Below are 26,285 nucleotides of genomic sequence, written 5' to 3'. Positions count from 1 at the left end.
ATTGGAAATTATGCCAACGCCGACAGGGCGCGCACGGCGGCAGCATTTTCTGCCATGGCTGGAGGTCGAAGACGTTTTTCAGGCTAATTCCTAATGTCATCCCCGGTTCGTTGTGCCATCCTGAATGCGACTCATAACACGACACGTGAGAGAGGATATTATGAAAAAAGCAATGATTGCGTTATCGGCTATTCTGGTTGCAGCTCCGGTTTTTGCTGCGACAACACATGCAACAGATGATACCGTCGCGGCGGCGAATGCCAATGCCAACACCGCCAAAGAGAAGCTGCACCAGGCCCAGCATGAGGGCGAAGAGCAGCAGCTGAAGGCGAAACATGCTGCCGAAGGCAAGCAGGACAGCGTTGGCAGCCAGGTGAGCGAAGGCGCGCAGAAAACCTGGAACAAGACCAAAGAAGGCACCGAGAAGGGGTGGGATAAGACCAAAGAGGTCAGTGAAAAAGGCTGGAATGCCACCAAATCCGGTGCGGAAAAGGGCTGGGATAAAACCAAAACCGGCGCCGAAGAGTTAAAAAATAAAGTGACTGAATAAGTCCTTTTACCTGTCTGAATCAAGGTCGCGAAAGCGGCCTTTTTTATTGCCCCGCCATCAGCACAACCTCTTCCCGACAGCCGATGCCAGGAATCGTCCTGGTTAACCAGTTACTCACTCTTTCTTCACATTTGCCCGGTACAAAGGAGCTGAATCAGGAGGTGTACCATGAAAAAGATGATTTCTCTGGCAGTAATTTTATCGTGTGTGCTGAGCGTCCCGGCCTTTGCCGATGGCCCGAACGACGGCCATCGCCCGGGGCAGCCAACGGTGTGGCAGAACGGTCCGGACCATGATGGGCATGCGCCGCAGGGCGGACCTGACGCGCATCATCAGGGCGACCATGACCAGCGTGGCCCGGATCGCGACGGTCATGGCAAACGCGATCAGGCACGTCATGAGCAGGACCATTTCGCCTGGCGCGGGAACGATTTCCGCAAAGGACACCCGGCTCCGGCGCCGTTCCGTGGCGATGAATATCGCGTCCGCGACTGGAGCGACCGCGGCCTGCCGCCCCCGCCGGAAGGCCATCACTGGTCCTATATCGACGGTAACTATGTGCTGATCGCTGCGGCGACCGGGATCATCACCTCGATTCTGGTGAGCGGCGCCCTCGGCCACTAAATGCGCTGCTCCGCGACGCCGGGTCAGGGAAAGCCTGATCCGGCGATGGCGCACTCGCGGAAAGCTACGGGTTCAGCGCAGCATCCGGCCAGTATTTATAACCATTGATCATTGCCTGGGCGGCCAGCCCTTTTTCGGTCAGGTCGTAGACGTTGACCTTCGAGGGCAGGGAGGCGGTATCTGACGCCACGCCGCTGGTGGAGGCGGCGATCGGCGCGATGCCTTTGTCATCATATTTTGCGGCGGCATTCGCATCGGCGCCAACCATGTATCCCTGGCGAATAAAGGTCTCCAGGGCCGCTTTATCATGGAAAACCAGCACCGTGCGCTGCTGCTTAATCCCCATCCCCAGGCCGGCGCCGCCCTGGGCCATTTTCATATAGGTATCCTTCCCGGTGGCCTTATTCCGCACCACGCCGTAACCGCTGCCAAACCCGAACAGCAGGATCTTGCTGCTGTTATTGGCAAACACCGCATACCCCTTCGCATGCTGAATATCACTGCGGGCCTCAGGCTGCAGGGCGTAAAGCTTGTTGAGGGTTTCGCTGCGCATCTTCTGGATGCTGGCCCGCTGCTGGCTGGCGGTATCGCCCTGCGCGCTGCAGCCCGCTAGCATGACGATGGCGGCGAGGGAAAGCGTCTGTAATTTCATACACGTTTATTTTATTTAAATCTGAATATGGTCGGGAATGGTAGGTTAAATAACGGTAAATCCTCCATAAAATAAACGTTTATTTTTAAATTTCACTATTTTTATTATTTATTACTCTGTAATGTGCGGATTATTAAATAAGATGAGTTCATTCCAGGTATTAGAAATGCTGCTTGCATAAAGTTTCCACCACGTTACCGTGTTAAGTCCTTAATTTATTTCCCGGAGAACGGCATGAGTGATTATGTAATCCCCGAAATTAAAGCGACGGAAGATGAAATGATTTCTATCCGTCATTATTTACATGCCAATCCGGAATTAAGTCTGGAAGAGTTTAATACCAGTGAGCTGGTGGCTGGCAAACTGGCGGAGTGGGGCTATCAGGTCACCCGCGGCCTCGGTAAAACCGGCGTCGTCGGCAGCCTGAGCAAGGGCGACTCGCCGCGTACTATTGGCCTGCGCGCCGATATGGACGCGCTGCCGATCCATGAAACTACTGATTTGCCCTGGGCCAGTACGGTACCCGGAAAAATGCACGCCTGCGGCCATGACGGCCATACCACCATTCTGCTGGCGGCGGCGAAATACATCGCCTCGCCGGCCTGCCAGTTTAACGGCACGGTGCATCTGATTTTTCAGCCGGCGGAAGAGGCTATCGGCGGCGCCGATTTAATGATTAAAGACGGGCTGTTCGAGCAGTTCCCCTGCGAACGCATCTTTGGCTTGCACAACATGCCGGGGCTACCGGTGGGCAAGCTGGGCTTCTACGCCGGCAACTTTATGGCCTCGGCGGACACCGTCAAAATTACGATTACCGGCTACGGCGGCCACGGCGCCCATCCGGAGCGTACCGTCGACCCGATCGTCGCCGGCGCAGCGCTGGTGATGGCCCTGCAGAGCATCGTGGCGCGCAACGTGCCGCCGGGGGAAACTGCAGTGGTCAGCGTCGGCACCTTCCAGGCCGGTATCGCCTCCAACGTCATTCCGGAGAGCGTGGTGATGGAGCTGAGCGTGCGGGCGATGAAGCCGGACATTCGCGATCTGCTGATCAAGCGTATTCACGAGCTCGCTGATTTTACCGCCAAAAGCTATGGCGCCAGCAGCGTAGTGGAGGTGTACGACTCCTACCCGGTATTAACCAACAGCCCTGAAGAGACCGATTTCGCCCGGGCGCTGGCGCTGGAAGTGTTTGGCCGCGAAGGGGTACTGGAGTCGGTCTCGCCGATGAACGCCAGCGAGGATTTCGCTTTTATGCTGCGCGAACGCCCAGGGAGCTACTTCCTGCTCGGCAACGGTGAGAAAGGGGAGAAGGGCGGTTGCATGGTGCACAACCCCGGCTACGACTTTAACGATGACATTATCACCACCGGCGCGACGCTGTTCGCCCGCCTGGTGGAAAAGCACTGTCGCTAATCTCTGGAGAAGAACGCGAATGAAAAAATCACTGTTGCTATGGCTGGCATTAATGGCGTCGACGTCGGCGCTGGCCGAAGGGGGAAAGGAGATCCGCTTCGGCGTCGACCCGACTTTCGCGCCGTTTGAATGGAAAGATCCGCAGGGCAAGCTGGCGGGGTTTGATATCGATTTAGGCAACGCCATTTGCCAGCAGCTGCAGGCGAAATGCGTGTGGGTGGAAAGCAATTTCGACGGCATTATCCCGGCGCTGAAGGCGCGTAAATTCGACGCGATCCTTTCCGGGATGTACATGACCGAGAAGCGCAAAGCGCAGATTGCCTTTAGCGACAAGCTATATAACGGGCCGGTGTTCCTCGTGGCGCGTAAAAATACCCTGCAGGGCAATACGCCGGAACAGCTGAAGGGCAAAACCATCGGCGTGGAGCAGGGCTCGGCGCAGGAGACTTATGTTAACCAGCACTGGCGGCCGCAGGGGATTAACATTGTGGCCTACCAGGGGGCCGATAGCGTGGTGCGTGACCTGGAGTCCGGGCGCATCGACGGCGCAGTGCTCTCCGGGATGATGGCCGACTACAGCTTCCTGCAGCAGCCGCAGGGTAAGGAATTCGCCTTTGTCGGCGGCCATCTGCAGGACGATACGCTGTTTGGCGCCGGGGCGGCGATCGGCTTGCGTAAAGACGATGAGGCACTGCGTCAGGAAATTAACGGTGCCATTGCGAAGATTCTTGCCGACGGCACCTATAAAAAATTAGCCGGCAAATATTTTAGCTTTGATGTTTATTCCGGGACATAATGTCTGAGTGTACCTGCGGGCGTGGAGCGCCCGCCGTAAGATTCCTTTTCTGATTATCCAATCACCTCCTCTCCTGACCCCTGCGGTTACCTGAGGGAAGCAGAATATAAGCTAAGGAGTACTCGGCATGATGACACGTCCATTGGGTAAAACCGGATTTTCCATCGCCCCATTAGTCTTTGGCGGCAACGTCTTTGGCTGGACCATCGATGAAAAAACCAGTTTTGCTCTTCTTGATGCTTTTGTTGACCACGGTTTTGACGCTATCGATACGGCGGATGTTTATTCCCGCTGGGCGGAAGGCAACCAGGGCGGCGAATCCGAAACCATCATCGGTCGTTGGCTGCAGGCGCGCCCCGGCATGCGCGATAAGGTCAAAATCTTCACCAAAGTCGGCTCCGATTTAGGCCTACCCGGCCATAAAGGGCTCAGCAAAGCCTGGATCCAACAGGCGGTAGATGACTCCTTACGCCGCCTGAATACCGACTACATTGATCTCTACTTCTCCCACTGGCCGGATCCGCAAACCCCGGTGGAGGAAACGCTGGAGGCTTTCCACAGCCTGCAGCAGGCTGGAAAAATCCGCGCCATGGGGGCCTCTAACCTGGATGCGATGCAGCTGGCGGGGGCGCTGGAGGTAGCGCGTAAAGGCGGCTTGCCTGCCTGGCAGGTGCTGCAGCCGGAATATAACCTCTACCACCGCTCCGCGTTTGAAGGCGCGCTGTGCGATCTCTGCGTCAGCCGCGATATCGGGGTGGTGACCTACTACAGCCTGGCCTCCGGGTTCTTAACCGGTAAGTACCGCCAGCCATCGGATCTGGCCCAGAGCCAGCGCGGAGGGGGGATTGGTAAGTACCTGAATCCGCGCGGGATGCGGATTATCGATACCCTGGTGGCGGTCGCGGACGAGCAGGGGGCGAAGCCGGCTGAGGTGGCCCTGGCGTGGCTGATCGGCCGCGAAGGCGTGACCGCGCCGATCGCCAGCGCCACCAGCGTGGCTCAGGTGGAGAGTTTTGCCCGCGCGGCGGCGCTGAGCCTGAGCGCGGAGCAAGTGGCGCGACTGGACAGCGCCAGCGCCTGAGTCACTCCCTCTCTCCGGCGGGGAGAGGGAGAAGGGCTATACATGACGCGGACCGTAGGCCGGGTTAGGCGCCAGCCGCCACCCGGCACTAAAGCGGGTCCGTAGCTGATGCCATCGCCCGGTGGCGCTGCGCTTACCGGGCCTACGCGGTGTCAGTCTGTGAAAGGGACCCGTAGGCCGGTTAAGGCGCCAGCCGCCACCCGGCGAAATGACGGCGCAACCGGAAATGCCCCTGCTCGCGCTGCGCTTAGCAGGGCTACCACTCCAGTGCTATTTCCGAGCTGATTGCGCTCCCGATATTTCTTCTGCGTTATGTCACTCATGGCACAGGGAGCGCACAGGGGGCGGCCAGTCGCCGCCGCCCCCTGTACCCCCGGGCTCCGGCCAGCAACATCGCCACTGCGTGGTACCTTCGACTTTTCCCTGCAGGCTTCGGGTCGGGCCGAGGCAGCGTCCGTGCAAAACACGGCCCTCAGCCCGCATCCATGCGGGCTGCCCCGGCCTTCCGGGAACGTCTCAGCGATTTTGAGGCCGTCAGCACCGGCAGTTTCAGTCGCACAAGTGGGTAAATTAATGACTGGCTGCTCGGACCGTAGGCCGGGTCAGGCGCAGCCGCCACCCGGCGAAATGACGGGTGTGGTGCCTGAAAGCGTGCCCGGCGGCGCCCCTTTATTCCTGATGGCGGGTGACGTTGAGGATCTTCGCGCTGGCGCCGACCGGGAAATTGCTGAGGGCACCGAAATCGCTGCCCTGATAGCCCATGATCTTGCCGTCGGTGCGCATCTGCTGCAGATCGATCAGGATCACCCCCAGCGTGGGAATGATTTTCTCCCGCCAGACGAACAGATAGAGATCCTCAGCCACCTGCACATAGTGGCAGCGATCGACATCCGCCAGCCCCTTTTCCACACCGTCCAGACACTGCCAGGTGTAAAAATTGTCGTTGAGATAGATGTGCTCATAGCGCTCGGTCGGGCTGTAGGTGTACTGATTGCGCATGCCAATGAGCGCATCGGTAAAGTCCGGCAGCGGCCCCGACTGCTCATCCAGGCGGGCAAAAACAAACCGTGCCTCTACCGCGGTCAGCGGCAGGCCTTGCTCCACCCGGCTGAAGGCGTCCAGCCGCGCGGCGGCTTCGTCCGGCAGCTGGCCGTAGACCAGGGTGGCGTTGCGCTGTGTCAGGTTGCATACCGCGCTAATGCTGGCGTTATCCCGCTCCGGGTCAAGGAAGTCGATAAACAGAATGTCCGGGCGCAGGGCGGTTGCCCGCCAGGGCGCGCGCTTGCCGTTCCAGCTGAGCGTCTGGTCATCTTCGATAACCAACTGCTGCGGCTTACTGCCCACGACATAAAAAGTAAAGGTTTCGCCGGCGGGCAGGCTGGTGGTGGCGAGTAAATTACCGTGTGGCGCAAAACCATCGGCCAGCGCGCCGACCTGGATAAATACGGCTTCTGAAGTCATAGGGGCTCCTGAACAGAGTAGGGCGTTAGGCAAACGCCAGAGTGGGAACATCGACGATACTGGCGCCGCCGTCGGCGACCAGCGTGGCGCCGCTGATGATGGCGGCCTGCGGCGAACAGAGAAACTGACAGGCCTCGGCTATCTCCTCGGGGCTGGCGGGGCGGCGCAGCGGAACATCGCGACAGACCCGCTGATAAGCCTCCGTCAGTGATAGCCCTTCTGCCTCCATCAGCGGGCGCATCTCTTCATCCGCCATCGGCGTCGTGACCCAGCCGGGACAGATGGCGTTGGCGCGTACCCCCTGTGGGCCGTAATCGCGGGCGACGGAACGCATCAGGCCAATTAAGGCGTGTTTGGCGGTGACGTAGCCGCAGGCCTGCGGCCCGGCGGCGAGTGAGGCGATGGAGGCGACAAACAGGACATTGCCTCGGCGGGCAATGAGCGAGGGCAGACAGGCGCGAACGCTGGCGAACGCGCTGGTGAGATTGCCGTCCAGCGCCTCGCGCCACTGGCTGTCGCTGGTCTCGGCGGCGGGGCTGTTGCCCATCCCGCCGGCGCTGCAGATGAGGACATCAATACCGCCAGCCTGGTCGAGGATCGCCGGCAGCAGCCGCTGACCCCAGACCTCGCCGTCGGCGGCATCGCCCACCAGCGCTGTCGCGCCGGTCTCATCGGCGACAGCCTGCAATGGCGCTTCGCGCCGTCCGGTAATAAACACCCGGTCGCCCGCGGCGCACATCAGCCGCGCGCAGGCGGCGCCAATTCCGGTTCCACCGCCGGTGATCACCACGACTCTCGCCATTCGCTCTCTCCTGTTATAGGGTCTTCGATTACCTTAAAAAGCGCGTCAGGTCCCGGCTATCGTCCGGAAGAACGATAGCCGTGGCGGTTAATGGATCTCTCTCACAGGGCGCCGTTCTCATTATTTCGGCAACAGCGGGTCAGGCGTCATCACATGATTACGCCGCGGCGAAAATTAATTGCATCCTGTTAAGGGTATAAGTGAAAAAAAACAGAAATCCATCGTTCTTTAGGATGAGAATGACGCGTCGGGGATAGGTTTTTTTTATCACCAGGGGCAGGTACGCCGGGTGTTAATCTTTTTTGTTTATATTTTAACGCGGCTATCGTAAAGCATGGCGGGTGTATTTTTTAAATGCTTTATATAACAATGGTTTGTTGAAAATTATGTAACGGCTATCACATTGTTAATATGTTAATGATTGTGTTACTTAAATGTGAAATGTATGCTTCAATTATCAGTAGTCATCCATGTGTCATGTACCATCATCTCGACGGGGAGGCCCTATCATGTCTGCTTTGTTAAAAGCCAGCCGTAATGATGCGATAATAGCCCGTTGTTTACAGACTATTTCCCAGCTAATTCCACTGACTTCAGCGGTCTTTTATCGAGTAAATAATCGTTTAAAACCCGAAAGCTATATATTGCATAATATTTCCGATAATACGCACCAACAATATCTGGAAAACTTCCAGCCGCTGGATCCGCTTCTGCCCTCGCATTTTAGCCACCAGAACACCACCGTGGCGGCGATGACGCCGCGGCTCTGCGACCGCAACCGCCATTACTATCATGAATTCATGTTGCCGAATAACGTACGCGACATGACCGAGATCTTTATTCGCCGCGAGCGGCGGATCATCGCCGGTATCTCGCTGATGCGCGACGTGCCTTTCTCCAGCGAAGAGCGCCAGCGGGCTCAGGCGGTGCTGCCGCTGGTGGAGCTGGCCATTCGCGACTGTCTGCAGGAAGACGATGACCTGCCCGCCATCCTGACGGCGAAAGAGCGGGAAATCGTCGGCATGGTGCGCGAAGGCGCCAGCAATAAGCTGATTGCCCGCCAGCTGGATATCTCGCTCTCGACGGTAAAAACGCACCTGCGCAACATTTTCGCCAAGACCGAAGTCGTCAATCGTACCGAACTGGTTTCCCGAACCTGGATGCCGGCCGCTCAGCGTACGCTGCATCTGTGATCTGACTTTCGCATCCCGCGCGCGCCGTGGCAGCACGGCGTTTTCCTGATGCCTGTGGGTATCACTCCCTGGAGGATCCTCCGGGGGGAGGCTTTTTTGACCGGAGCACGCCTACGATGTCGAGTACCCCTCTCACTGATAATGCGCTTTCCCGGCCCGCCGGGTTGGTGGTCTCCCTGCGTTTGCTGGCGGCGATCGTGATTTTTGCCGCTATTGCGCCGGGTATTCTGATGACCGCGCCGGCGGTGGCGGCGCAGCTGGCCAGCGAATGGCAGCTTAAACCTGGGCAGATCGGCTGGCTGTTCTCGGCGGAGCTGGGGGCGATGAGTCTGGCGACGCTCCCGGCGTGGTGGTGGATGAGCCGCCTCGACTGGCGGCGGGTCGCCCTGATGGCCGGGGTGGTGTTTCTGACCGCCAACCTCGCCTCGGCGGTGGTCACCCAGTACGAGACGCTGCTGGCGGCGCGCTTTCTCGCCTCGCTGGCGGGCGGCACGCTGATGATTTTGTGTATCAGCTGCGCGGCGGGGACGCCGAACCCGTCGCGGGTCTACGCCTTTTGGGTGCTCGGGCAACTGCTGTTAGGCATGCTTGGCCTGCTGGTGCTGCCCGGCCTGTTCGCGACCTTTGGCCTGAAGGTGGTTTATCTGATCCTCGCCGCCATTATGCTCTGCTGTTTGCCGCTGGTGTCCGCTTTCCCTCCGCGCTTTCAACCGCTCTCTGCCTCCCACCAGCTGCCGTCGACGGCGCTGTGGCGTCAGGCGCTGGCGGTGCTGGCGGTACTCACTTTCTATATCAGCCTCAGCGCAGTGTGGACCTTTATCGGCACCATCGGCAGCGCGGCGGGGCTAACCCCGACGCAGGTCGGTCTGGTGCTGGCGGCGGCGACGGTTTGCGGCATTATCGGCGCCGGCGGCGCGGCGCTGCAGGGTACCCAGCGGGCCGATCGTTTACCGGTGTGGCTGGGCTACGGCCTGCTGATCGTCAGCGTTGGGCTGCTGATCGGCCAGCCGCTGCTGGTGCGCTACGCCATCGCGGCGCTGCTGTTTAAGTTCACCTGGACCTTCGTGCTGCCCTTTATTCTTGCCCGTGTGGCCGGGCTCGATAACAACGGCCGGCTGATGAACAGCATCAATCTGGTGATCGGCGGCGGCATGGCGGCCGGTCCGGCCTTAGCCGGGGCCTTACTGCAGCATTTTGCCAGCGCCGACCCGCTGCTGGCGGCGGCAGGCGTCTGCGCGCTGCTGTCATTGATTTTGATTGCGGCGGCGTCCGCCGCCGGGAAGAGTTAGCCCACGGGAGGATAGAGTGAAAAGAAAAACCGGTTTCTTCTTTGATGAACGTTGTTTCTGGCACAGTACCGGCCTGCACGCGGTGACGCTGCCGGTGGGCGGGTGGGTGCAGCCGCCCGCCGGTGGCGGCCATGCTGAATCGCCGGAGACCAAACGGCGGATGAAAAACCTGATGGACGTCTCCGGGCTGACGCCGCAGCTGGCGCTGCGCAGCGCGGCGCCGGCGAGCCTTGAGGACCTGCGGCGGATCCACCCCGACAGCTATCTGGAGCGCTTCAAGGCGATCAGCGATAACGGCGGTGGCATGCTCGGCAAAGAGGCGCCGCTGGGGCCGGGCAGTTATGAAATCGCCTGTCTTTCCGCCGGGCTGACCTGTGCGGCGGTGGAAGCGGTGCTGGAGGGGGAGCTGGATAATGCCTATTCGCTGTCGCGCCCGCCCGGACACCACTGTCTGCCGGACCAGTCGATGGGATTTTGTTTCCTCGCCAATATTCCCATTGCCGTCGAGCGGGCGAAAGCGCAGCTGGGGCTGGGCAAGGTGGCGATCATTGACTGGGATGTTCACCACGGCAACGGCACCCAGCATATCTACCTGCAGCGCGACGACGTACTGACTATCTCCTTGCATCAGGACGGCTGCTTCCCGCCGGGCTACGCCGGCGAGGACGATCGCGGCGTGGGCGCGGGCGAAGGTTACAACATTAATATTCCGCTGCTGGCCGGGGCGGGGGATGACAGCTGGCGCTATGCGCTGGAAACTATCGTCATTCCTGCGCTGGCGCGTTTTGAGCCGGAGCTGATTATTATCGCCTGCGGCTATGACGCCAACGCCATGGATCCATTAGCGCGGATGCAGCTACATAGCGACAGCTTCCGGGCGATGACCGAACAGGTCCAGCAGGCGGCGGATCGCCTGTGCGGCGGGAAACTGGTGATGGTGCACGAGGGCGGCTACGCCGAATCCTACGTGCCGTTCTGCGGCCTGGCGGTGATGGAAACGCTGAGCGGTATCCGTACCGAGGTCCAGGATCCGCTGCGGGAATTTATTCAGCAGCAGCAGCCGCGGGCGGAGTTCGCGCAGTTCCAGAGGCAGGCTATCGATCGGCTGGCGCAACGGTTTGGTCTGCTATAAAACGCCTCAGCTTCCCCGCTGTGATGGCGGGGAAGTCAATGCTTTCCCTTCTGCGATTCCACCGCGCATCCACTGACTTACCGCCTGATTAATCATCGCCAGCACGCTGAGCAGCAGCATCCGCTGCTGCGCTTCCAGCCGCAGATAACGGCGCAGCGGGGGCATTTTACAGACCACTTCGCTGGCGGCCCAGGGTTCAATGCTGCAGCGCCAGCCGCTACTATCAAAGGTCAGCGAAAAGCGGCGGTAATCCAGCTCGCTTAAGGTCTGCTGGAGATTAGGAAAACCGTTGAGATAGCTGGCGAGTTCCTCGCTGCCTTTGCCGCCGATAAAGCGGATCGGCTGGCGTTTCCACCAGCCGGATTGATGGGCGCGAATGTTACCGCGAGCGGGCCGGGTCACCGGCCCCTCGACGACAAACTCGCAGCTGTGAATGCTGGCCATAAACAGCCGCTTCTGACGCACGCTGAAGGTCACGGCGGTGGCGTCGTTCAATCGCAGCAATGCGCTGCGTTCGCTCAGCTTTTCGCACGGCCAGCCCGCCAGATCGCGCTGCACCGCGTTCATTAACGGCGTCTCAAACCAGGGGACGGAGGACATCTGGCGTCATCTCCCCGCGGATCTGTTTTTCATAATTGTTGATGGCGCGCTCCACCACCTCTTCCACTACCAGCGGCTTGAACGGATTGACGCGCTGCACACACACCGTCCAGAACAGGGCGTAAGCGGCGGTCAGGCCGAGCATTATGCCGAACGGTACCAGCACCTGGCGGCTGTCCATCCCGGGCGGCGTGATATTGACGATAGCGATGATGATCCCGACGCTGGAGATAATCTGCGGCAGCGGGAACCACGGCGAGCGGTAGGCGCGCGGCAGGTCCGGGCGGCGAATGCGCAGCATCACCACCGACAGCGTCACCAGCAGATAGGCGACGCCCCAGGCGCAGACCGCGGCGAGGATCAGCGGCACGATGCGGTCCAGATCGCCGTTCAGATACCAGGCGTGCAGGCAGGGGATCGCCACCCCGATGGCAATGGCGATCACCGGCGTCTTAAAGCGCGGGTGCAGCCAGGTCAGGAAGCGGGGCAGCGCGCCGTCCAGTGCCATGCCGTAGATAATACGCGGCACGGCGGCCATCAGCGTATTGATGGTGGCGCAGCCGGCCAGCAGCAGCCCGACCCCCAACCAGTACTGGCCGGCGTGGCCCATCACCCGTTCGGCGAAGGCCGGGATCGCCATCGGTGTATCCAGCAGATGGACGTTGTTGGCCGCGTCGAGCACGGTATTCTCCACCTGGCGGTTGATCGCCGCGCCGTAGATAAACATGCAGCTGGCGACTCCCAGCAGGCCCAGCGCCATCGCCCGCGGAATAGTGCGGTGGGCCTGTTTAATCTCCGGCGCCATCGGCGTCACCAGTTCGCAGCCGACGAACATAAACATCGCCATGCCGATATAGCCGAACAGACCGTTGATATCGCTGATGTTCAGCGGCGTGCCGAACCAGCCGGAAAGATGAGTCACCGGCGCCATAAAAATGCCACACAGGCCGAAAATAGTCAGTGTGGTCCACATGCCGAAGGTCAGCACCACTTCGACCTTGCCGAAGATTTCCACGCCGATGGCGTTGAGCAAGCCGAAAATCACCACCATGCCGACACCCACCATCCAGGTGTTCTGGTGGGCGGCCATCTGAGCGTTGATCGATTCGAAGTTCACCAGCGCCATAATGCCCGCCAGGATCGTCTCCGCCGTCCCGGCGAAAATATGGACGATCAGATAGGCGCACAGCGCGCCGGTGATAGCGAAGAAGCGGCCCATGCCGCAGGAGATATAGTCGTACACCGAACCGGTGGTAGGAATGAGCGTCGCCGCCTCGGCAAAGGTGGTGACCTGCGCCTGCATCATAATAAAGGCCAGCAGCACCGCCAGCGCGAAGGTATCGCCGCCCATGCCGAAGCCGCTGGTGACCGTCAGGATCACCGGGCTGGCCATGATCAGCCCGACGGAGCTGGCGAGGGTGGTCGGGAAGCCGACGACGCCGCGCTCAAGATGGCTGGCGAGTCTGTTACTAAACATAGTCAACCTCTGCACAATAATGGGGTAGGGCAGGGAATAGCCAGCGCCACTCCCGGATAGTCATAATTTAGGCGGGCATCCTGCTCAATGAATATCGTCCGGAAGGTGGAGGGCGGCGCATGATTCTGTGACGCAGTCGATGAATGTCGCGGTGGATAAACAACATGACCCCGAAAACCGGGGCCATCCGTCTTGCCACGTTGCGCGTATTTCTGCCGGATGGCGGCTGCGCCTTATCCGGCCTACGGTCCGTGCGGCCTGCCTTTAATTTATTCACCATGCTGACTGAAACGCCGGTGTTGGCGGCCTCAAAACCCCCGGTGGCGCTGCTGCTTACCGGGGCTACAGCGCTGTGCGATTTGGTAGCCCGGAGAAGGCGCAATGCGCCGCCTCCGGGTCCCCCTGTGCGCTCCCTGCGCCGCCGGGCATTATCAGCGTGTTAGCGCGTCTCGACGTTCGCCAGGTAGTGCTTCACAAAGCGCGGCGTCAGGATTTTCCACTCCACTTCGGTGCCCTGTTTAACAAACCAGCTGTCGCCCGGCGCAAAGCGCTGCGGCTCGCCACCGGCGACGGTCAGCTCCACTTCGCCTTCCAGCACGGTGGCATGCTCGGTAAACGGATAGGTCATGGTAAAGCTCCCCTCAGTGGACGAAAACAGTCCGCAGGTAAAGGCGTCCTGCGGCTCGCCGTAGATCATCGCCCCGGCCACCTGCGGGTCTCCCGCGGTCGGCGTCGCGCCGAGCAGGCTGACGCTGCCGATCGGCTGCAGGTCAGGTACCGGGTGTTTAAGTTTAAAAGCGTGCATAGCGTTCTCCTGGTTAACTCCGGCCTTTCCAGAAACCGGCGGTTTGATGCATCAATTTTCCGGCTGTGACTAATAGCAAGCGCAGGCTGTCACGGCCGTGGATGGTCGCGTGGGGGATGCTGCTCAGCAGGCGATAGCGGTCGGAACCGCCGTTGATCCCTTCGGCGAGGATTTTGCACACGATGTGCGACGGGGTGACGCCGAAGCCGGAGTACCCCTGGACGTAAAAGACGTTGTTGTGATCGCGTAGGGTGCCGATCTGCGGGAACAGGTTGGCGCTACAGGCCATCGGCCCGCCCCAGGCGAAATCGATCTTCACATCCTTCAGATAGGGGAAGACCTCCGCCAGCAGGGTGCGATTCCAGGCGGCGAAATCGTTCGGCGTATATTCCACAAAGCGAGTCGCGCTGCCGAACAACAGGCGATTTTCCCGGGTGACGCGGTAGTAGTTAATCACCGGGCGAATATCGCTGAAGGCGCCGCGCAGTGGGCTGATGCGCTCGATCAGTTCATCGGAAAGGGGCTCGGTCGACACCTGATAGGAGTAGGTCACCAGCGTCTTGTTGTAGATCTCCGGCTCCATATTGTTGAGGAAGCTGTCGCAGGCCCACAGTAGTTTGGCGGCTTTGACGCTGCCCATCGCGGTGCGTACCCGCACCTGTTTGCCGTAATTCACCTCCACCACTGGCGAGGATTCGAAGATCTTTACCCCCAGCGAATGGGCGGCCTGCGCCGAACCGAGCAGCATATTGAGCGAATGGATCTGCCCGCCGCCCATATGTTTCAGCGCGCCGCAGTAGACCTCGGAGCCAACCACCTGCTGCACCTCTTTGCCGGTATACAGTTCGATTTCTTCATCCGGGGTAGCGGCTTTAAACTCCTTCTCCCACTGGCGCAGCGTTTTGAGCTGCCGCTGGTTATAGGCGAGATAGCCGTAGCCGGGGACGAAATCGGCGTCGATATGGTATTTGCGGATGCGTTCGCGAATGATGCCCGCGCCGAGGTTGGCGATTTTAAACAGCGTCTCCAGCCCCTCTTTGCCGACGTGCTTTTTCACCGCTTCGATGTCGTGACCGATACCGGCCATCACCTGGCCGCCGTTGCGCCCGGTACCGCCGTAGCCAAGATGGCGCGCCTCCAGCACCACCACGTTGGTGATACCCTGTTCCGCCAGCTCAAGGGCGGTGTTAATCCCCGAGAAGCCGCCGCCGATAATCACCACGTCGGCTTCAATATCTTCCCGCAGCGCCGGGAAATGGAGGTGGTATTTCTTCGTCGCGCCGTAGTAGTTCAGCGCATCGATTTTAATGTTCATCGCGTTACCCTGTGGTCTTGCCTGGCTCAAGGTCCTCATCACAGCACGCCATGCGGGCGTTGAATATCGTCCGGAAGAATGACGTTCTTTAGAACGATGGGCGGCGCAGAGCAACCGTGCTGTGATAGGCCAACTTTGCTAAAAAAACGGGTGCTGACGATGAGCGAGATAACCTTACTGGCGGAAGTGACCGCCTTTTTACGCCAGCCACACGGGCAGTTTATTGCCGGTCAACGTGAGGCGGGCCACGGCGCGCCGTTCGCGGTGGTTAACCCGGCCACCGGTCAGGCAATTGCTGAGGTGACGGCAGCGGATGTGGATCAGGCGGATCGCGCCATGGAGAGCGCCCGCCAGGCGTTCAGTCAGTGGCGTGAGATGCCGACGCTGGCGCGCGGTACGCTGCTGTTGAAGCTGGCGGATGCCCTGGCTGAGCATCGCGAAGCGCTGGCGCAGCTGGAAAGTCTCTGCTCCGGCAAGACCATCATGCTGGCGCGGATGTTGGAGCTGGATCAATCGGTGGCGTTTTTGCGCTACTTCGCCGGCTGGGCGGGGAAAGTCACCGGCGAAACGCTGGATGTCTCGCTCCCCTCCATGAACGGTGAGAAATATACCGCCTTCACCCGCCGCCAGCCGCTGGGGGTGGTGGTCGGCATCGTGCCGTGGAACTTCTCCATCATGATTGCCATCTGGAAGCTGGCGGCGGCCCTGGTCTGCGGCTGCACCATCGTCCTCAAACCGAGCGAGTATACGCCGCTGACGCTGCTGCGCGTGGCGGAGCTGGCGAAAGCGGTGGGTATCCCGGATGGGGTGATTAACGTGGTCAACGGCACCGGCGGCGAGATTGCCCAGCGGCTGATGACGCATCCGGCCTGCGCCAAGGTGAGCTTCACCGGCTCGGTGGCCACCGGTGAAAAAGTCCAGCAGTCGGCCTGCGCGTCAGGTAAACGGGTGACCCTTGAACTGGGGGGCAAAAACGCCGCGCTGTTCCTCGATGACCTGACGCCGGAGGCGATGGTCAACGGCATTATTGAAGCCGGCTACCTGAACCAGGGACAGATTTGCGCCGCTGCGGAGCGTTTTTATCTGCCGCAGGGCAAACTGGATGCGGTGCTGGCGCTGCTGAAAGACAAGCTCAGCGCCTTCGCGCCGGGATCGCCGCTGGATGAACAGACGCTGATGGGGCCGCTGGCTAACCGCCAGCAGTACGAGAAAGTGCTCAAACTGATCCAGACCGCGCGCGACGAGGGGGATACCATCGTCTGCGGCGGCGAAGCGCTGCCGGGAGAGGGGTATTTCCTGCAGCCGACTGCGGTCAAAGTCCGCAGCGAAGAGAGCACCCTGATGCGCGAGGAGACCTTCGGTCCGGTGTGCAGTTTTATCGGCTATCGCAGCGAAGAAGAGGCGCTGGCGCGGATCAATGCCTCACCGTATGGCCTGGCGGCCAGCGTCTGGTCGGATAATATTCGCCAGGCGCTGCGCTACTCGGAGGCGATTGACGCCGGCATCGTGTGGGTCAATATGCATACCTTCCTCGACCCGGCGGTACCGTTCGGCGGCATGAAGGGCTCGGGCATCGGGCGCGAATTCGGCAGCGCGTTTATCGATGATTATACGGAGCTGAAGTCGGTGATGGTGCGCTATTAATCGCCGTTCAGCGACATAGCGCTGTCATGTGTCGCTTTGCGCCAGATGGGCAACACATCGTGTGCCTTCTGGCCTGCAACCCGGGCGGTGCACGGCATCGCTTCCGGGACGCTTTTCCCGTCACGGATCCTGTCTTCCCCTCGTAATCCGCCATTGCCGTAAAAAAAATCAGCAGATTATCTTTTTTGCCCGCCAGGACTTGTTTGACATTGGATAATGAGTATAGTTCTCATTCTCTTTTTCATTCGTAATTTTGGCAAGGTTCGAGCTGCGCCAGTGAGTCGTTCACTAAGAGTCGCGAAGGCGTAGGGTGACGTAAAGACAGCAGGCTGGAAACACACAATATCGGCCGCTGCGCGTCCATCGGGTCATTGATTTTTTATAGGGTTGATCCAATGAAATACACACTTCCGACGTTGACGCTGGCCATCAGCGCGGCGTTAAGCGGCTGCGCGACGCCTCATTCCTCTGCCGTTTCCCAACCGGTTGTCGACTCGCCAGCCCCTAACGTGGCGCAACCGCTGCAGCGCCAGCTAGCGGAAGGGCTGTACGAGATGGCGTTAAGCCCGCAGGGTGATGCGCTGTACGTCGCCAGCGCCGAAGGCTTTAAAAATGTGCAGGGCGGGGCGGTCTACACACTGGATCCGCACACCCTCAATACCATCGGCCTGACGCACACCGATCTGAAAAACTTCGCTTTACAGCTCTCTGCGGAGGGTAAAACGCTGTATGTCAGCAATTCGCTGGACGGCGGCATCAGCGCTATCGACACCGCCACCGGCAAGGTAAAAAACCGCCTGCTGTTCAGCGAGCGCAATGAAAAAGGTCGCCCTTATGGGGCACGTCAGCTGCTGTTGCTGAATAATACTCTCTACGTTGGCGCGGTCGCCGACCCGGCGCAAATCTGGGTGGTTGACGCCACCACTCTGAAGCTGAAAACGCGGATTAAAAATACCGGTAAATGGATGACCGGCCTGCACTACTCCGCACAAACCGGTCGCGTGTACGCCGCTAACGGCAGCGGTGAAATTCTGGTGATCAACCCACATAACCAGCGCATTGAACAGCGCTGGAAGCCGCTGGGCGACAAGCCAGCGCTGCTGCTTAATATGGCCGAAGATAGCGACACCGGCCGCCTGTTTGTGACTGATAACTCGAAAGCGAAAACCACTCTGGTGCTGGATATCCACAGCGGCAAGCTGCTTAAACAGCTCGACGTCGGCGATTCGCTGGCAGTGCAGTTCAATAAGAAACGCCACGAAATTTATATTTCGCAGCGTGAATCCGGCAAGGTTATCAGCCTTGACGCCAGCCGCTACACGCTGAAGAAAAGCTGGGCGCTGCCGGCCAATCCCAACAGCCTGCTGCTTTCCGCCGATGGTCAGACGCTATTTGTCACCGTCAAACAGCCCTTCAATAAAGACCACTCCACAAAAGGCCCGGACAGCGTCGTACGCATTGACCTGAACGCGCAATAAAAATAACGGGTCCGGCGACGGGCCCTTTGATTCATTTATCCTCATCCATGGGGCAAATTATGCACACCACGCACTATTCATCCTTCCCGCTGCGTAAAACGCTGCTGGCCTTAGCCATCGGCGCTGCCAGTCAAACGGCGATGGCCGCGGACGCTGCCGCCGCGAAGCAACCTGGCGAAGAGACCCTCATCGTCGAGGCTAACGAAACCAGCGATTTTAAATCCGGCGGCGACCTGGTGGTTCCGGCATTCCTCGACGGGCAGATCGCTCACGGCGGCCGTCTGGGGATGCTTGGCGAACAAAAGGCGATGGACGTTCCTTTTAACGTTATCGGCTATACCTCGAAGCTGATTCAGGATCAGCAGGCGAAAACCATCGCCGATGTCGTCAGTAACGATGCTGGCGTGCAGGCCGTACAGGGCTACGGCAACTTCGCCGAGACCTATCGAATCCGCGGGTTTAAGCTCGATGGCGATGACATGACCATGGGCGGCCTGGCGGGCGTGGTGCCGCGTCAGGTGATGGACACCCAGATGCTGGAGCGCGTTGAAATTTTCAAAGGAGCTAACAGCCTGCTTAACGGTGCGGCCAGCAGCGGCGTCGGCGGGATGATTAACCTTGAGCCGAAACGGGCGGAAGATCTGCCGACCGCGCGCGTTGGCGTCGACTATACCTCTGATTCTCAGGTGGGCGGCACCCTCGACCTGGGACGCCGTTTCGGCGACAACAACCAGTTCGGCGCCCGGGTCAACCTGGTGCATCGCGAGGGTGAAGGCGCTATCGATAATGATAAACGTCGTACTACGCTGGCTTCGCTGGGGCTTGATTACCGCGGCGACCGTTTCCGCTCCTCGCTCGATTTCGGCTACCAGAAGAAAACGTTCCACGGCGGTACGATGGGCGTCAATATCAGCGGCGTGGATTTCGTTCCGGCGCTGCCGGACAACAGCAAAAACTACAGCCAGAAGTGGGGCTATAGCGATATCGAAAGCGAATTCGGCATGGCGAAGGCAGAATATGACCTGACCGATAGCTGGACGGTATACAGCGCCCTCGGCGGCCAGCATTCGCATGAAATTGGCACCTACAGCGCGCCGAAGCTTCTGAATAAAAACGGCGATGCGACGGTGGGCCGCCTGGATACTAACCGCATTATTGACGCGATCAGCGGCATGGGCGGGGTACGCGGCGATTTCAATACCGGCGCGATTTCGCATAAGGTGAACCTCGGCTATGCGGCGCAGGTGCATACCGATGCTACCGCCTGGCGGATGTCGGCGAAGAATCCGACCACCAATATCTATGACAACCGTGATGTGGCGATGCCGGATAACGCCTATTTTGGCGGCAACTACCACGATCCGCTGGTCACCTCGCGCAGCCGTACGCAGGGCTGGCTGCTGAGTGATACCCTCGGCTTCTTTAACGATAAAGTGCTGTTTACCGCCGCCGCTCGTCATCAGAAAGTGGTTGTGCGCAACTACAGCAACGCCACCGGGCTGGAAGATACCTCTTCGCGTTATACTCAAAGCCGCTGGATGCCGACGTTTGGCCTGGTGTACAAGCCGTGGGAGCAGCTGTCGCTGTATGCTAACCATACCGAAGCGCTGCAGCCGGGCTCTGTGGCGCCGACGACGGCGGCCAATGCCGGGCAGAGTACCGGGATCGCGCACTCGAAGCAGGACGAAGTGGGCGTCAAGATAGATTACGGTACGATCGGCGGATCGCTGGCGCTGTTTGAAATCAAAAAACCGAACGCTATTTCCGATACCGCTGGCAATTACGGCCTCGACGGCGAGCAGCGTAACCGCGGCGTAGAGATGAACGTCTTCGGCGAGCCGATGCTGGGGCTGCGTCTTAACGCCAGTACGGTGTGGCTGGATGCCAAACAGACTAAAACCGCTAAAGGCGCCACCGACGGTAAAGATGCCATCGGGGTGGCTAACTTCTACGCGGTGCTCGGCGCCGAGTATGATATCAAGCCGGTGGAAGGCCTGACCGCCACCGCGCGCGTCAATCATAGCGGGTCGCAGTATGCCGATGCGGCCAATACCAAGAAGCTGGATAGCTACACCACCCTGGATTTAGGCCTGCGCTATCGTATGCGCCTGAACGCCGACCAGAACGAAATGACCTGGCGCGTCGGGGTGACCAACGTGACCAACGAGAAGTACTGGTCTGGCATTGACGATACCGGTACCTATCTGTTCGAAGGCGATCCGCGTACCGTGCGCGTCTCAATGAGCTACGACTTCTGACGCTAAAAAAGCGGGGCGGGCGGCTGACGCTCGCCCCGCGCAACTTGCGACAATTCCCCCTAAGTGATAAAAGGTGCCCCTTCACAAAAACACACAGGGGAACGACGTGAAAGACGCGTCAACGTCGTCGGATGCCGTAGAAGAGAGCGGCCCGACGCTTCATCGCGGTTTACAGAACCGACACATTCAACTTATCGCCCTTGGCGGCGCGATTGGTACCGGCCTGTTTCTTGGCATTGGTCCTGCGATTCAAATGGCTGGCCCGGCGGTCTTATTGGGCTACGCCGTGGCCGGGATTGTCGCTTTTCTGATCATGCGCCAGCTGGGCGAGATGGTGGTGGAAGAGCCAGTATCCGGCTCCTTTGCCCACTTTGCCTACAAATACTGGGGCCCGTTCGCTGGTTTCCTGTCCGGCTGGAACTACTGGGTGATGTTCGTGCTGGTAGGGATGGCGGAACTGACCGCCGCCGGGATCTACATGCAGTACTGGCTCCCCGACGTGCCCACCTGGGTTTGGGCGGCGGCCTTCTTCCTCATTATTAACGCCGTCAACCTGGTCAACGTCCGTCTGTATGGCGAAGCGGAGTTCTGGTTCGCACTGATTAAGGTGCTGGCGATTATCGGCATGATTGCCTTTGGCCTGTGGATGCTGTTTGGCGGCCACGGCGGCAGCAAAGCCGGGTTCGACAACCTGTGGAAACACGGCGGCTTCCTCGCCACCGGCTGGCACGGTCTTATTCTGTCGCTGGCGGTGATTATGTTCTCCTTCGGCGGGCTGGAACTTATCGGCATCACCGCCGCCGAAGCGCAAAACCCGGAAAAGAGCATCCCGAAAGCGGTGAACCAGGTGGTTTATCGTATCCTGCTGTTCTATATCGGTTCGCTGGTGGTGCTGCTGGCGCTCTACCCGTGGGTGGAGATCAAATCCGACAGCAGCCCGTTTGTGATGATTTTCCATCATCTCGACAGCAACATGGTGGCCTCCGCGCTGAACTTCGTCATTCTGGTGGCCTCGCTGTCGGTCTATAACAGCGGTGTGTACTCCAACAGCCGGATGCTGTTCGGCCTGTCGGTGCAGGGCAATGCGCCGACGTTCCTCGCCCGCGTCAGCAAACGCGGCGTGCCGGTGAATTCGCTGCTGCTGTCAGGCGTCATTACCTCGCTGGTGGTGGTGCTGAACTACCTGCTGCCGCATGAAGCGCTGGGGCTGCTGATGGCCCTGGTGGTGGCGACGCTGCTCCTGAACTGGATCATGATCTGTATGGCGCACCTGAAGTTCCGTGCCGCCCAGCGCCGCAAAGGGCGTGAATCGAAGTTCAAAGCGCTGCTGGCGCCCGCCAGCAACTACTTCTGCATTGCTTTCCTTGGGTTGATTCTGGTGCTGATGTGCACTATCGACGGCATGCGCCTGTCGGCAATCCTGCTGCCGGTGTGGATCCTGTTCCTGTTTATCGCCTTCAAACTGCTGCGCCGCCCGGCGTAAGCGAGACGTCCCGCCGTCCGGCGGGGCTGCCTGCCTTTTTATTGTGATCCTCTTCGCAGGTGGGGAATTTGCCTGACGATCTTCTTTTTGTAATCGATTACTTTTGTGTTGAGCGATTTTGTAATCGATTACTTTTCTGAGGGCGAGCAACATGGTCACAACAACAGAAGGTCGGGAAAGTGTCCGCGTGAGCCACCGTTTTCTGGTGCCGCGGTTGTCGTTAATGATGTTTATGCAGTTCTTTATCTGGGGCAGCTGGTCGGTGACCCTGGGGCTGGTGATGACCCGCTATGAGATGTCACTGCTGATCGGCGATGCGTTCTCCGCCGGGCCGATCGCCTCCATCCTGTCCCCCTTTGTGCTGGGGATGCTAGTGGACCGCTTTTTCGCCTCGCAGAAGGTGATGGCGGTGATGCACCTGGCCGGGGCGGCGATCCTGTGGTTTGTCCCCCAGGCGCTGGTGGCGCAGAACGGCGCCCTGCTGATTGGCCTGCTGTTCGGCTATACGCTGTGCTATATGCCGACCCTGGCGCTGACCAACAATATTGCGTTCCACAGCCTGGCCAATATCGATAAAACCTTCCCGGTGGTCCGCGTGTTCGGCACCATCGGCTGGATTATCGCCGGGATCTGCATCGGGGTGACCGGCATCTCTGATACCACCGGCATCTTCACCGTGGCGGCGCTCTGTTCGGTGGCGCTGGCGATCTACAGCCTGACGCTGCCCCATACCCCGGCGCCGGCCAAAGGCATGCCGGTGCAGTTTCGCGATCTGCTGTGCGCGGACGCCTTCGCGCTGCTGAAAACCCGTCACTTCCTGATTTTCTCCCTCTGCGCCACCTTAATTTCCGTGCCGTTAGGCACCTATTACGCCTATACCGCGTCGTATCTGGCGGATGCCGGCGTCAAGGATGTCAGCACCGCGATGTCGTTCGGCCAGATGTCAGAGATCGTCTTTATGCTGGTGATCCCGCTGCTGTTCCGTCGCCTCGGGGTGAAATATATGCTGCTCATCGGCATGGTGGCGTGGTTTGTCCGCTACGCCTTTTTTGCCCTCGGGGTCAGCGAAGAGGGGCGCTTCCTGCTCTATCTGGGCATTTTGCTGCACGGCGTGTGCTATGACTTTTTCTTTGTCGTCGGTTTTATCTACACCGACCGCGTGGCGGGCGAGAAGGTCAAAGGCCAGGCGCAGAGCATGATTGTGATGTTCACCTACGGGATCGGCATGCTGCTGGGCTCGCAGATCTCCGGCGCGCTGTATAACCATCTGGTGGCCGGCCAGAGCGTGCCGCAGGCCTGGGTGACCTTTTGGTGGATCCCGGCGGTGGCCGCCGCGGTTATCGCGCTGATTTTCCTTTTCTCTTTCCAGTACAACGAGAAAGAGCCGCACTAATTTTTCAGGAGGGGGTATGAAAACGATTAAGGGACCGGGCATTTTTCTGGCGCAGTTTATCGGCCCGCAGGCGCCGTTCAACACCCTGGCGGGGATGGCGCAGTGGGCCGCCGGCCTGAGGTACAAGGCATTGCAGATCCCCTGCAACCACCCGGCGATTTTCGATGTCGAGCGGGCGGCGGCGAGCCAGACCTACTGCGACGAGGTCCGCGGCACCCTGGCGGAGCATGGGCTGGTCATCAGCGAGCTGTCCACTCATCTTGAAGGGCAACTGGTGGCGGTGCATCCGGCGTATGACGCGGCGTTTGACGCCTTTGCCCCAGCCGCGTTACATGGCGATCCGCAGGCGCGCCAGCGCTGGGCGGTGGAGAAAGTGCGCCAGGCGGCAGTGGCCTCCGGCCGCCTTGGGCTGAAGGCCCATGCGACCTTTTCCGGGGCGCTGGCATGGCCCTTTTTTTATCCGTGGCCGCCGCACAATCAGCCGCTTCTGGATGAGGCCTTTGCCGAGCTGGCCCGGCGCTGGCGGCCGCTGCTGGACCACTTCGACGAACAGGGCGTCGATGTCTGCTATGAGATCCACCCCGGCGAAGATCTGCACGATGGCGTGACCTTTGAGCGTTTTCTCGCGCTGGTGGATAACCATCCGCGCTGCAATATGCTCTATGACCCGAGCCACCTGCATCTGCAGCAGATGGACTATCTGACCTATATCGATATCTATCACTCGCGTATTAAAACGTTTCACGTCAAGGACGCCGAATTTCGTCGCAACGGGCGCAATGGCGTCTATGGCGGATACCAGCCCTGGCAGCAGCGGGCCGGGCGTTTCCGCTCTCCCGGCGACGGGCAGATCGACTTCAAAGGGGTGTTCAGTAAGCTGACCGAATATGATTTTGACGGCTGGGCGGTGCTGGAGTGGGAGTGCTGCCTGAAGGACGCCGAGACCGGCGCGCGCGAGGGCAGCGAGTTTATCCGCCGCCATATCATTCCCGTTGCCGGACGGGCCTTCGATGACTTTGCCGCCGGCGGGAGGGAATAACATGATTCAGGTTGCGATAATCGGGGCAGGGTTTATTGGCCCGGCGCATCTGGAGGCGCTGCGGCGGCTGGGAGATGTCGAGGTCGTGGCGCTGTGCGACAGCCGCCTTGAGGCGGCGCAGCGCAAGGCGCAGGCGCTGAACATTGCCCATGCCTACGACAGCGTGGAGGCGCTGCTGGCCCATCCGGGGCTGCAGGTGGTGCATAACTGTACGCCGAACCATCTGCATGCCCAGATTAACCGGCAGATCCTCGCCGCCGGGCTGCACGTCTTCTCGGAAAAGCCGCTGTGTATGACGGCGGAGGAGGCGCGGGAGCTGGTGGCGCTTGCCGCCCGGGCCGGCGTGGTGCATGGCGTCAGCTTCGTCTATCGCCAGTTCGCCATGGTCCAGCAGGCGGCGGCGATGATCCGCCATGGCGAGGTCGGCAGGATCTTCGCGGCGCACGGCAGCTATTTACAGGACTGGATGCTGCTGGAGACCGACTACAACTGGCGGGTCGATTCGGCGCAGGGCGGCGCGTCGCGGACGGTGGCCGACATCGGCTCCCACTGGTGCGATACCGTGCAGTTTATGACCGGTCGGCGGATTGTCGAGGTGATGGCGGATCTGTCGATTGTCTGGCCGACGCGTAAAGCGCCAGTCAATGGCAAAGCGACCTTCAGCGCCGTTCACGAGGCGCAGGCATATGAAACCCGGCCTGTCGATACTGAGGACTTTGGCTCGGTGCTGTTGCGTTTTGACGATGGCAGCAAAGGCAGCTTGATGGTCTCCCAGGTGAGCGCCGGGCGGAAAAACCGTCTGGCGGTGGAGATTAACGGCAGCCTCTGTTCTCTGGCCTGGGATCAGGAAGTGCCCCAGCGACTGTGGATCGGCCACCGCGAGCAGCCGGATCGCCTGCTCAGCGACGACCCGAGCCTGCTGCGGCCGGAGGCCGCCGCCAGCGCCCATTATCCCGGCGGCCATATTGAGGGCTGGCCGGATGCCTTCAAGAATATGATGGGGCATTTTTATCAGGCGGTGCGCGCCGGGAAGATGCCGGAGGCCGGGGCCCGGCGCTTCGCCGCTTTCGACGACGGCGCCGATGTGATGTACATCATCGAGGCGATCGTCAAAAGCCATCAGCAGCAGCGCTGGGTCAGCGTCGAACGCTGAGCGCAGGCGGGGCGCAGGATTATTTCACCCCAAGATAGCCGTCGAGATAGGCACCGGAGAGCTCGTTGCCGAACAGGACGGCATCTTTATTTTCCATCGCATTATCCCATTTGTCGCTGGCGTTGCCGGTAAAGGCGTGCTCGGTGCGGGTGCCCTGCGCCGCCTGTTGTTTGATGGCCTCAGCGGTGCGGCGGGCGTCGCTTTCACTCATGCCAGCGGCTTTATCCTGCTGGCCGCGGGCGTACATTGCCGTGAAGGTCGGCAGGTTTAAACGGTAATTTTCCTGGCGGTTGACGGTGAAATTGCCGCCGACAAAATCGGAGCGGTGGGCGACAAACGCGTAAGCGTGGCGTTCCGGTGACGATTTTGACGAGGTGCAGCCGGTGATCGTTGCCAGGGCACAGCTGAGGGCGAGAACCGCGGTGGAGAGCCTCATGGAGATATCATCCTTAATCATAAACGAAGAAATAGGGCGCCAGGGGGGCTGTCGCCAGAGCGCGAACCGGGTGGAACGGCAAAAGGATGCGCGTTAACGGCGTGGGAGAGAAGCCCTGATTTTTAATAGTTTTCTCGTGCGTTCCCGCGCTTTCGCGCCAGGCTGGCAGGCTGACCAGAGGTCATTTATGATAGCCTGCAGGATCCACCTC

23 protein-coding genes are annotated in these 26,285 nt (G+C 59.9%); 15 read left to right on the top strand and 8 right to left on the bottom strand.

The features are described 5' to 3' along the window. The first annotated feature begins 160 nt into the window (after positions 1 to 160). Positions 161 to 550: a hypothetical protein gene (locus CW267_RS13540; RefSeq protein WP_002892699.1), complete on the top strand. Its 390-nt coding sequence runs from the start codon at positions 161 to 163 to the stop codon at positions 548 to 550. Between the two features lie 168 nt (positions 551 to 718). Continuing rightward, positions 719 to 1,174, top strand: a complete 456-nt coding sequence (locus tag CW267_RS13535; RefSeq protein ID WP_008805507.1) for an RcnB family protein — start codon at positions 719 to 721, stop codon at positions 1,172 to 1,174. A gap of 64 nt (positions 1,175 to 1,238) precedes the next feature. On the opposite strand, the gene CW267_RS31300 is transcribed toward CW267_RS13535, so the two are convergent. Next, positions 1,239 to 1,520, bottom strand: a complete 282-nt coding sequence (locus CW267_RS31300) for a hypothetical protein (protein WP_228961033.1) — start codon at positions 1,518 to 1,520, stop codon at positions 1,239 to 1,241. A gap of 540 nt (positions 1,521 to 2,060) precedes the next feature. Between CW267_RS31300 and CW267_RS13525 the strand changes: the two genes are divergently transcribed. The 3 genes from CW267_RS13525 (at position 2,061) to CW267_RS13515 (ending at position 5,116) form a co-directional block, all read left to right on the top strand. Beyond that, positions 2,061 to 3,239 carry a M20 aminoacylase family protein gene (locus tag CW267_RS13525; RefSeq protein ID WP_012542544.1) on the top strand — a complete coding sequence of 393 codons (1,179 nt, stop codon included), beginning with the start codon at positions 2,061 to 2,063 and terminating at the stop codon, positions 3,237 to 3,239. 19 nt (positions 3,240 to 3,258) lie between these two features. Further along, positions 3,259 to 4,035: an ABC transporter substrate-binding protein gene (locus tag CW267_RS13520; protein WP_002892707.1), complete on the top strand. Its 777-nt coding sequence runs from the start codon at positions 3,259 to 3,261 to the stop codon at positions 4,033 to 4,035. 127 nt (positions 4,036 to 4,162) lie between these two features. Continuing rightward, positions 4,163 to 5,116 carry an aldo/keto reductase gene (locus CW267_RS13515; protein ID WP_012968772.1) on the top strand — a complete coding sequence of 318 codons (954 nt, stop codon included), beginning with the start codon at positions 4,163 to 4,165 and terminating at the stop codon, positions 5,114 to 5,116. 669 nt (positions 5,117 to 5,785) lie between these two features. Here CW267_RS13515 and CW267_RS13505 read toward each other — a convergent pair. Continuing rightward, complete coding sequence (locus CW267_RS13505; protein WP_023297169.1) at positions 5,786 to 6,577, bottom strand: MoaF C-terminal domain-containing protein; 792 nt, start codon at positions 6,575 to 6,577, stop codon at positions 5,786 to 5,788. 25 nt (positions 6,578 to 6,602) lie between these two features. Then, entirely contained in the window at positions 6,603 to 7,379 is a 777-nt protein-coding gene (locus tag CW267_RS13500; RefSeq protein WP_012542542.1) for an SDR family NAD(P)-dependent oxidoreductase, read from the bottom strand. A 509-nt stretch (positions 7,380 to 7,888) separates the two neighbouring features. Between CW267_RS13500 and CW267_RS13495 the strand changes: the two genes are divergently transcribed. The 3 genes from CW267_RS13495 to CW267_RS13485 all read left to right on the top strand — a co-directional run bounded on the left by CW267_RS13495 (position 7,889) and on the right by CW267_RS13485 (position 10,993). Further along, the gene (locus tag CW267_RS13495) at positions 7,889 to 8,572 is read left to right on the top strand and encodes a response regulator transcription factor (protein WP_012968769.1); all 684 of its coding nucleotides are present in this window, start codon (positions 7,889 to 7,891) and stop codon (positions 8,570 to 8,572) included. Positions 8,573 to 8,688: 116 nt separating this feature from the next. Beyond that, on the top strand, positions 8,689 to 9,861 hold the full coding sequence (locus CW267_RS13490; RefSeq protein ID WP_032753819.1) for an MFS transporter: 1,173 nt from the start codon (positions 8,689 to 8,691) through the stop codon (positions 9,859 to 9,861). Positions 9,862 to 9,877: 16 nt separating this feature from the next. Further along, positions 9,878 to 10,993, top strand: coding sequence for a class II histone deacetylase (locus CW267_RS13485; RefSeq protein WP_032753820.1), 1,116 nt, complete (start codon positions 9,878 to 9,880; stop codon positions 10,991 to 10,993). 6 nt (positions 10,994 to 10,999) lie between these two features. Here CW267_RS13485 and CW267_RS13480 read toward each other — a convergent pair whose 3' ends face one another. From CW267_RS13480 to CW267_RS13465, 4 genes are all read right to left on the bottom strand, one after another. Beyond that, positions 11,000 to 11,593 (bottom strand): DUF3156 family protein, encoded by a 594-nt coding sequence (locus CW267_RS13480; RefSeq protein WP_032734919.1) that lies wholly within the window; start codon positions 11,591 to 11,593, stop codon positions 11,000 to 11,002. Continuing rightward, complete coding sequence (locus CW267_RS13475) at positions 11,571 to 13,070, bottom strand: APC family permease (protein WP_019704885.1); 1,500 nt, start codon at positions 13,068 to 13,070, stop codon at positions 11,571 to 11,573. The genes CW267_RS13480 and CW267_RS13475 overlap by 23 nt, the downstream gene beginning before the upstream one ends. Positions 13,071 to 13,509: 439 nt before the next feature. Next, positions 13,510 to 13,875, bottom strand: coding sequence for a cupin domain-containing protein (locus CW267_RS13470; RefSeq protein WP_002892824.1), 366 nt, complete (start codon positions 13,873 to 13,875; stop codon positions 13,510 to 13,512). 13 nt (positions 13,876 to 13,888) lie between these two features. Next, positions 13,889 to 15,190 (bottom strand): NAD(P)/FAD-dependent oxidoreductase, encoded by a 1,302-nt coding sequence (locus CW267_RS13465; protein ID WP_012542535.1) that lies wholly within the window; start codon positions 15,188 to 15,190, stop codon positions 13,889 to 13,891. A 159-nt stretch (positions 15,191 to 15,349) separates the two neighbouring features. On the opposite strand from CW267_RS13465, the gene CW267_RS13460 reads away from it, so the two are divergent. The 7 genes from CW267_RS13460 (at position 15,350) to CW267_RS13430 (ending at position 25,638) form a co-directional block, all read left to right on the top strand. After that, positions 15,350 to 16,834: an aldehyde dehydrogenase family protein gene (locus CW267_RS13460; protein WP_022065419.1), complete on the top strand. Its 1,485-nt coding sequence runs from the start codon at positions 15,350 to 15,352 to the stop codon at positions 16,832 to 16,834. 395 nt (positions 16,835 to 17,229) lie between these two features. Next, entirely contained in the window at positions 17,230 to 18,312 is a 1,083-nt protein-coding gene (locus tag CW267_RS13455; RefSeq protein ID WP_022065420.1) for a YncE family protein, read from the top strand. Between the two features lie 59 nt (positions 18,313 to 18,371). Beyond that, on the top strand, positions 18,372 to 20,570 hold the full coding sequence (locus CW267_RS13450) for a TonB-dependent receptor (protein WP_022065421.1): 2,199 nt from the start codon (positions 18,372 to 18,374) through the stop codon (positions 20,568 to 20,570). 106 nt (positions 20,571 to 20,676) lie between these two features. Further along, the gene (gene pheP / locus CW267_RS13445) at positions 20,677 to 22,053 is read left to right on the top strand and encodes a phenylalanine transporter (RefSeq protein ID WP_012968762.1); all 1,377 of its coding nucleotides are present in this window, start codon (positions 20,677 to 20,679) and stop codon (positions 22,051 to 22,053) included. Positions 22,054 to 22,240: 187 nt separating this feature from the next. Then, a complete protein-coding gene (locus CW267_RS13440) occupies positions 22,241 to 23,446 on the top strand; it encodes an MFS transporter (protein WP_012542531.1) in 1,206 nt (401 codons plus the stop codon). Between the two features lie 16 nt (positions 23,447 to 23,462). After that, positions 23,463 to 24,485, top strand: a complete 1,023-nt coding sequence (locus CW267_RS13435; RefSeq protein ID WP_100781061.1) for a sugar phosphate isomerase/epimerase family protein — start codon at positions 23,463 to 23,465, stop codon at positions 24,483 to 24,485. 1 nt (position 24,486) lies between these two features. Then, positions 24,487 to 25,638, top strand: coding sequence for a Gfo/Idh/MocA family protein (locus tag CW267_RS13430; RefSeq protein WP_012542529.1), 1,152 nt, complete (start codon positions 24,487 to 24,489; stop codon positions 25,636 to 25,638). A gap of 19 nt (positions 25,639 to 25,657) precedes the next feature. Here CW267_RS13430 and CW267_RS13425 read toward each other — a convergent pair whose 3' ends face one another. Continuing rightward, the gene (locus tag CW267_RS13425) at positions 25,658 to 26,074 is read right to left on the bottom strand and encodes an Exc2 family lipoprotein (RefSeq protein ID WP_004183289.1); all 417 of its coding nucleotides are present in this window, start codon (positions 26,072 to 26,074) and stop codon (positions 25,658 to 25,660) included. Between the last annotated feature and the right edge of the window lie 211 nt (positions 26,075 to 26,285).

Origin of the sequence: Klebsiella sp. X1-16S-Nf21 (assembly GCF_002837615.1) — a bacterium.
In the GTDB taxonomy this organism is placed as follows: Bacteria; Pseudomonadota; Gammaproteobacteria; order Enterobacterales; family Enterobacteriaceae; genus Klebsiella; species Klebsiella variicola.
The sequence above is the reverse complement of the archived record's forward strand: the minus strand, read 5'-3'. Positions and strand labels throughout refer to the sequence as shown.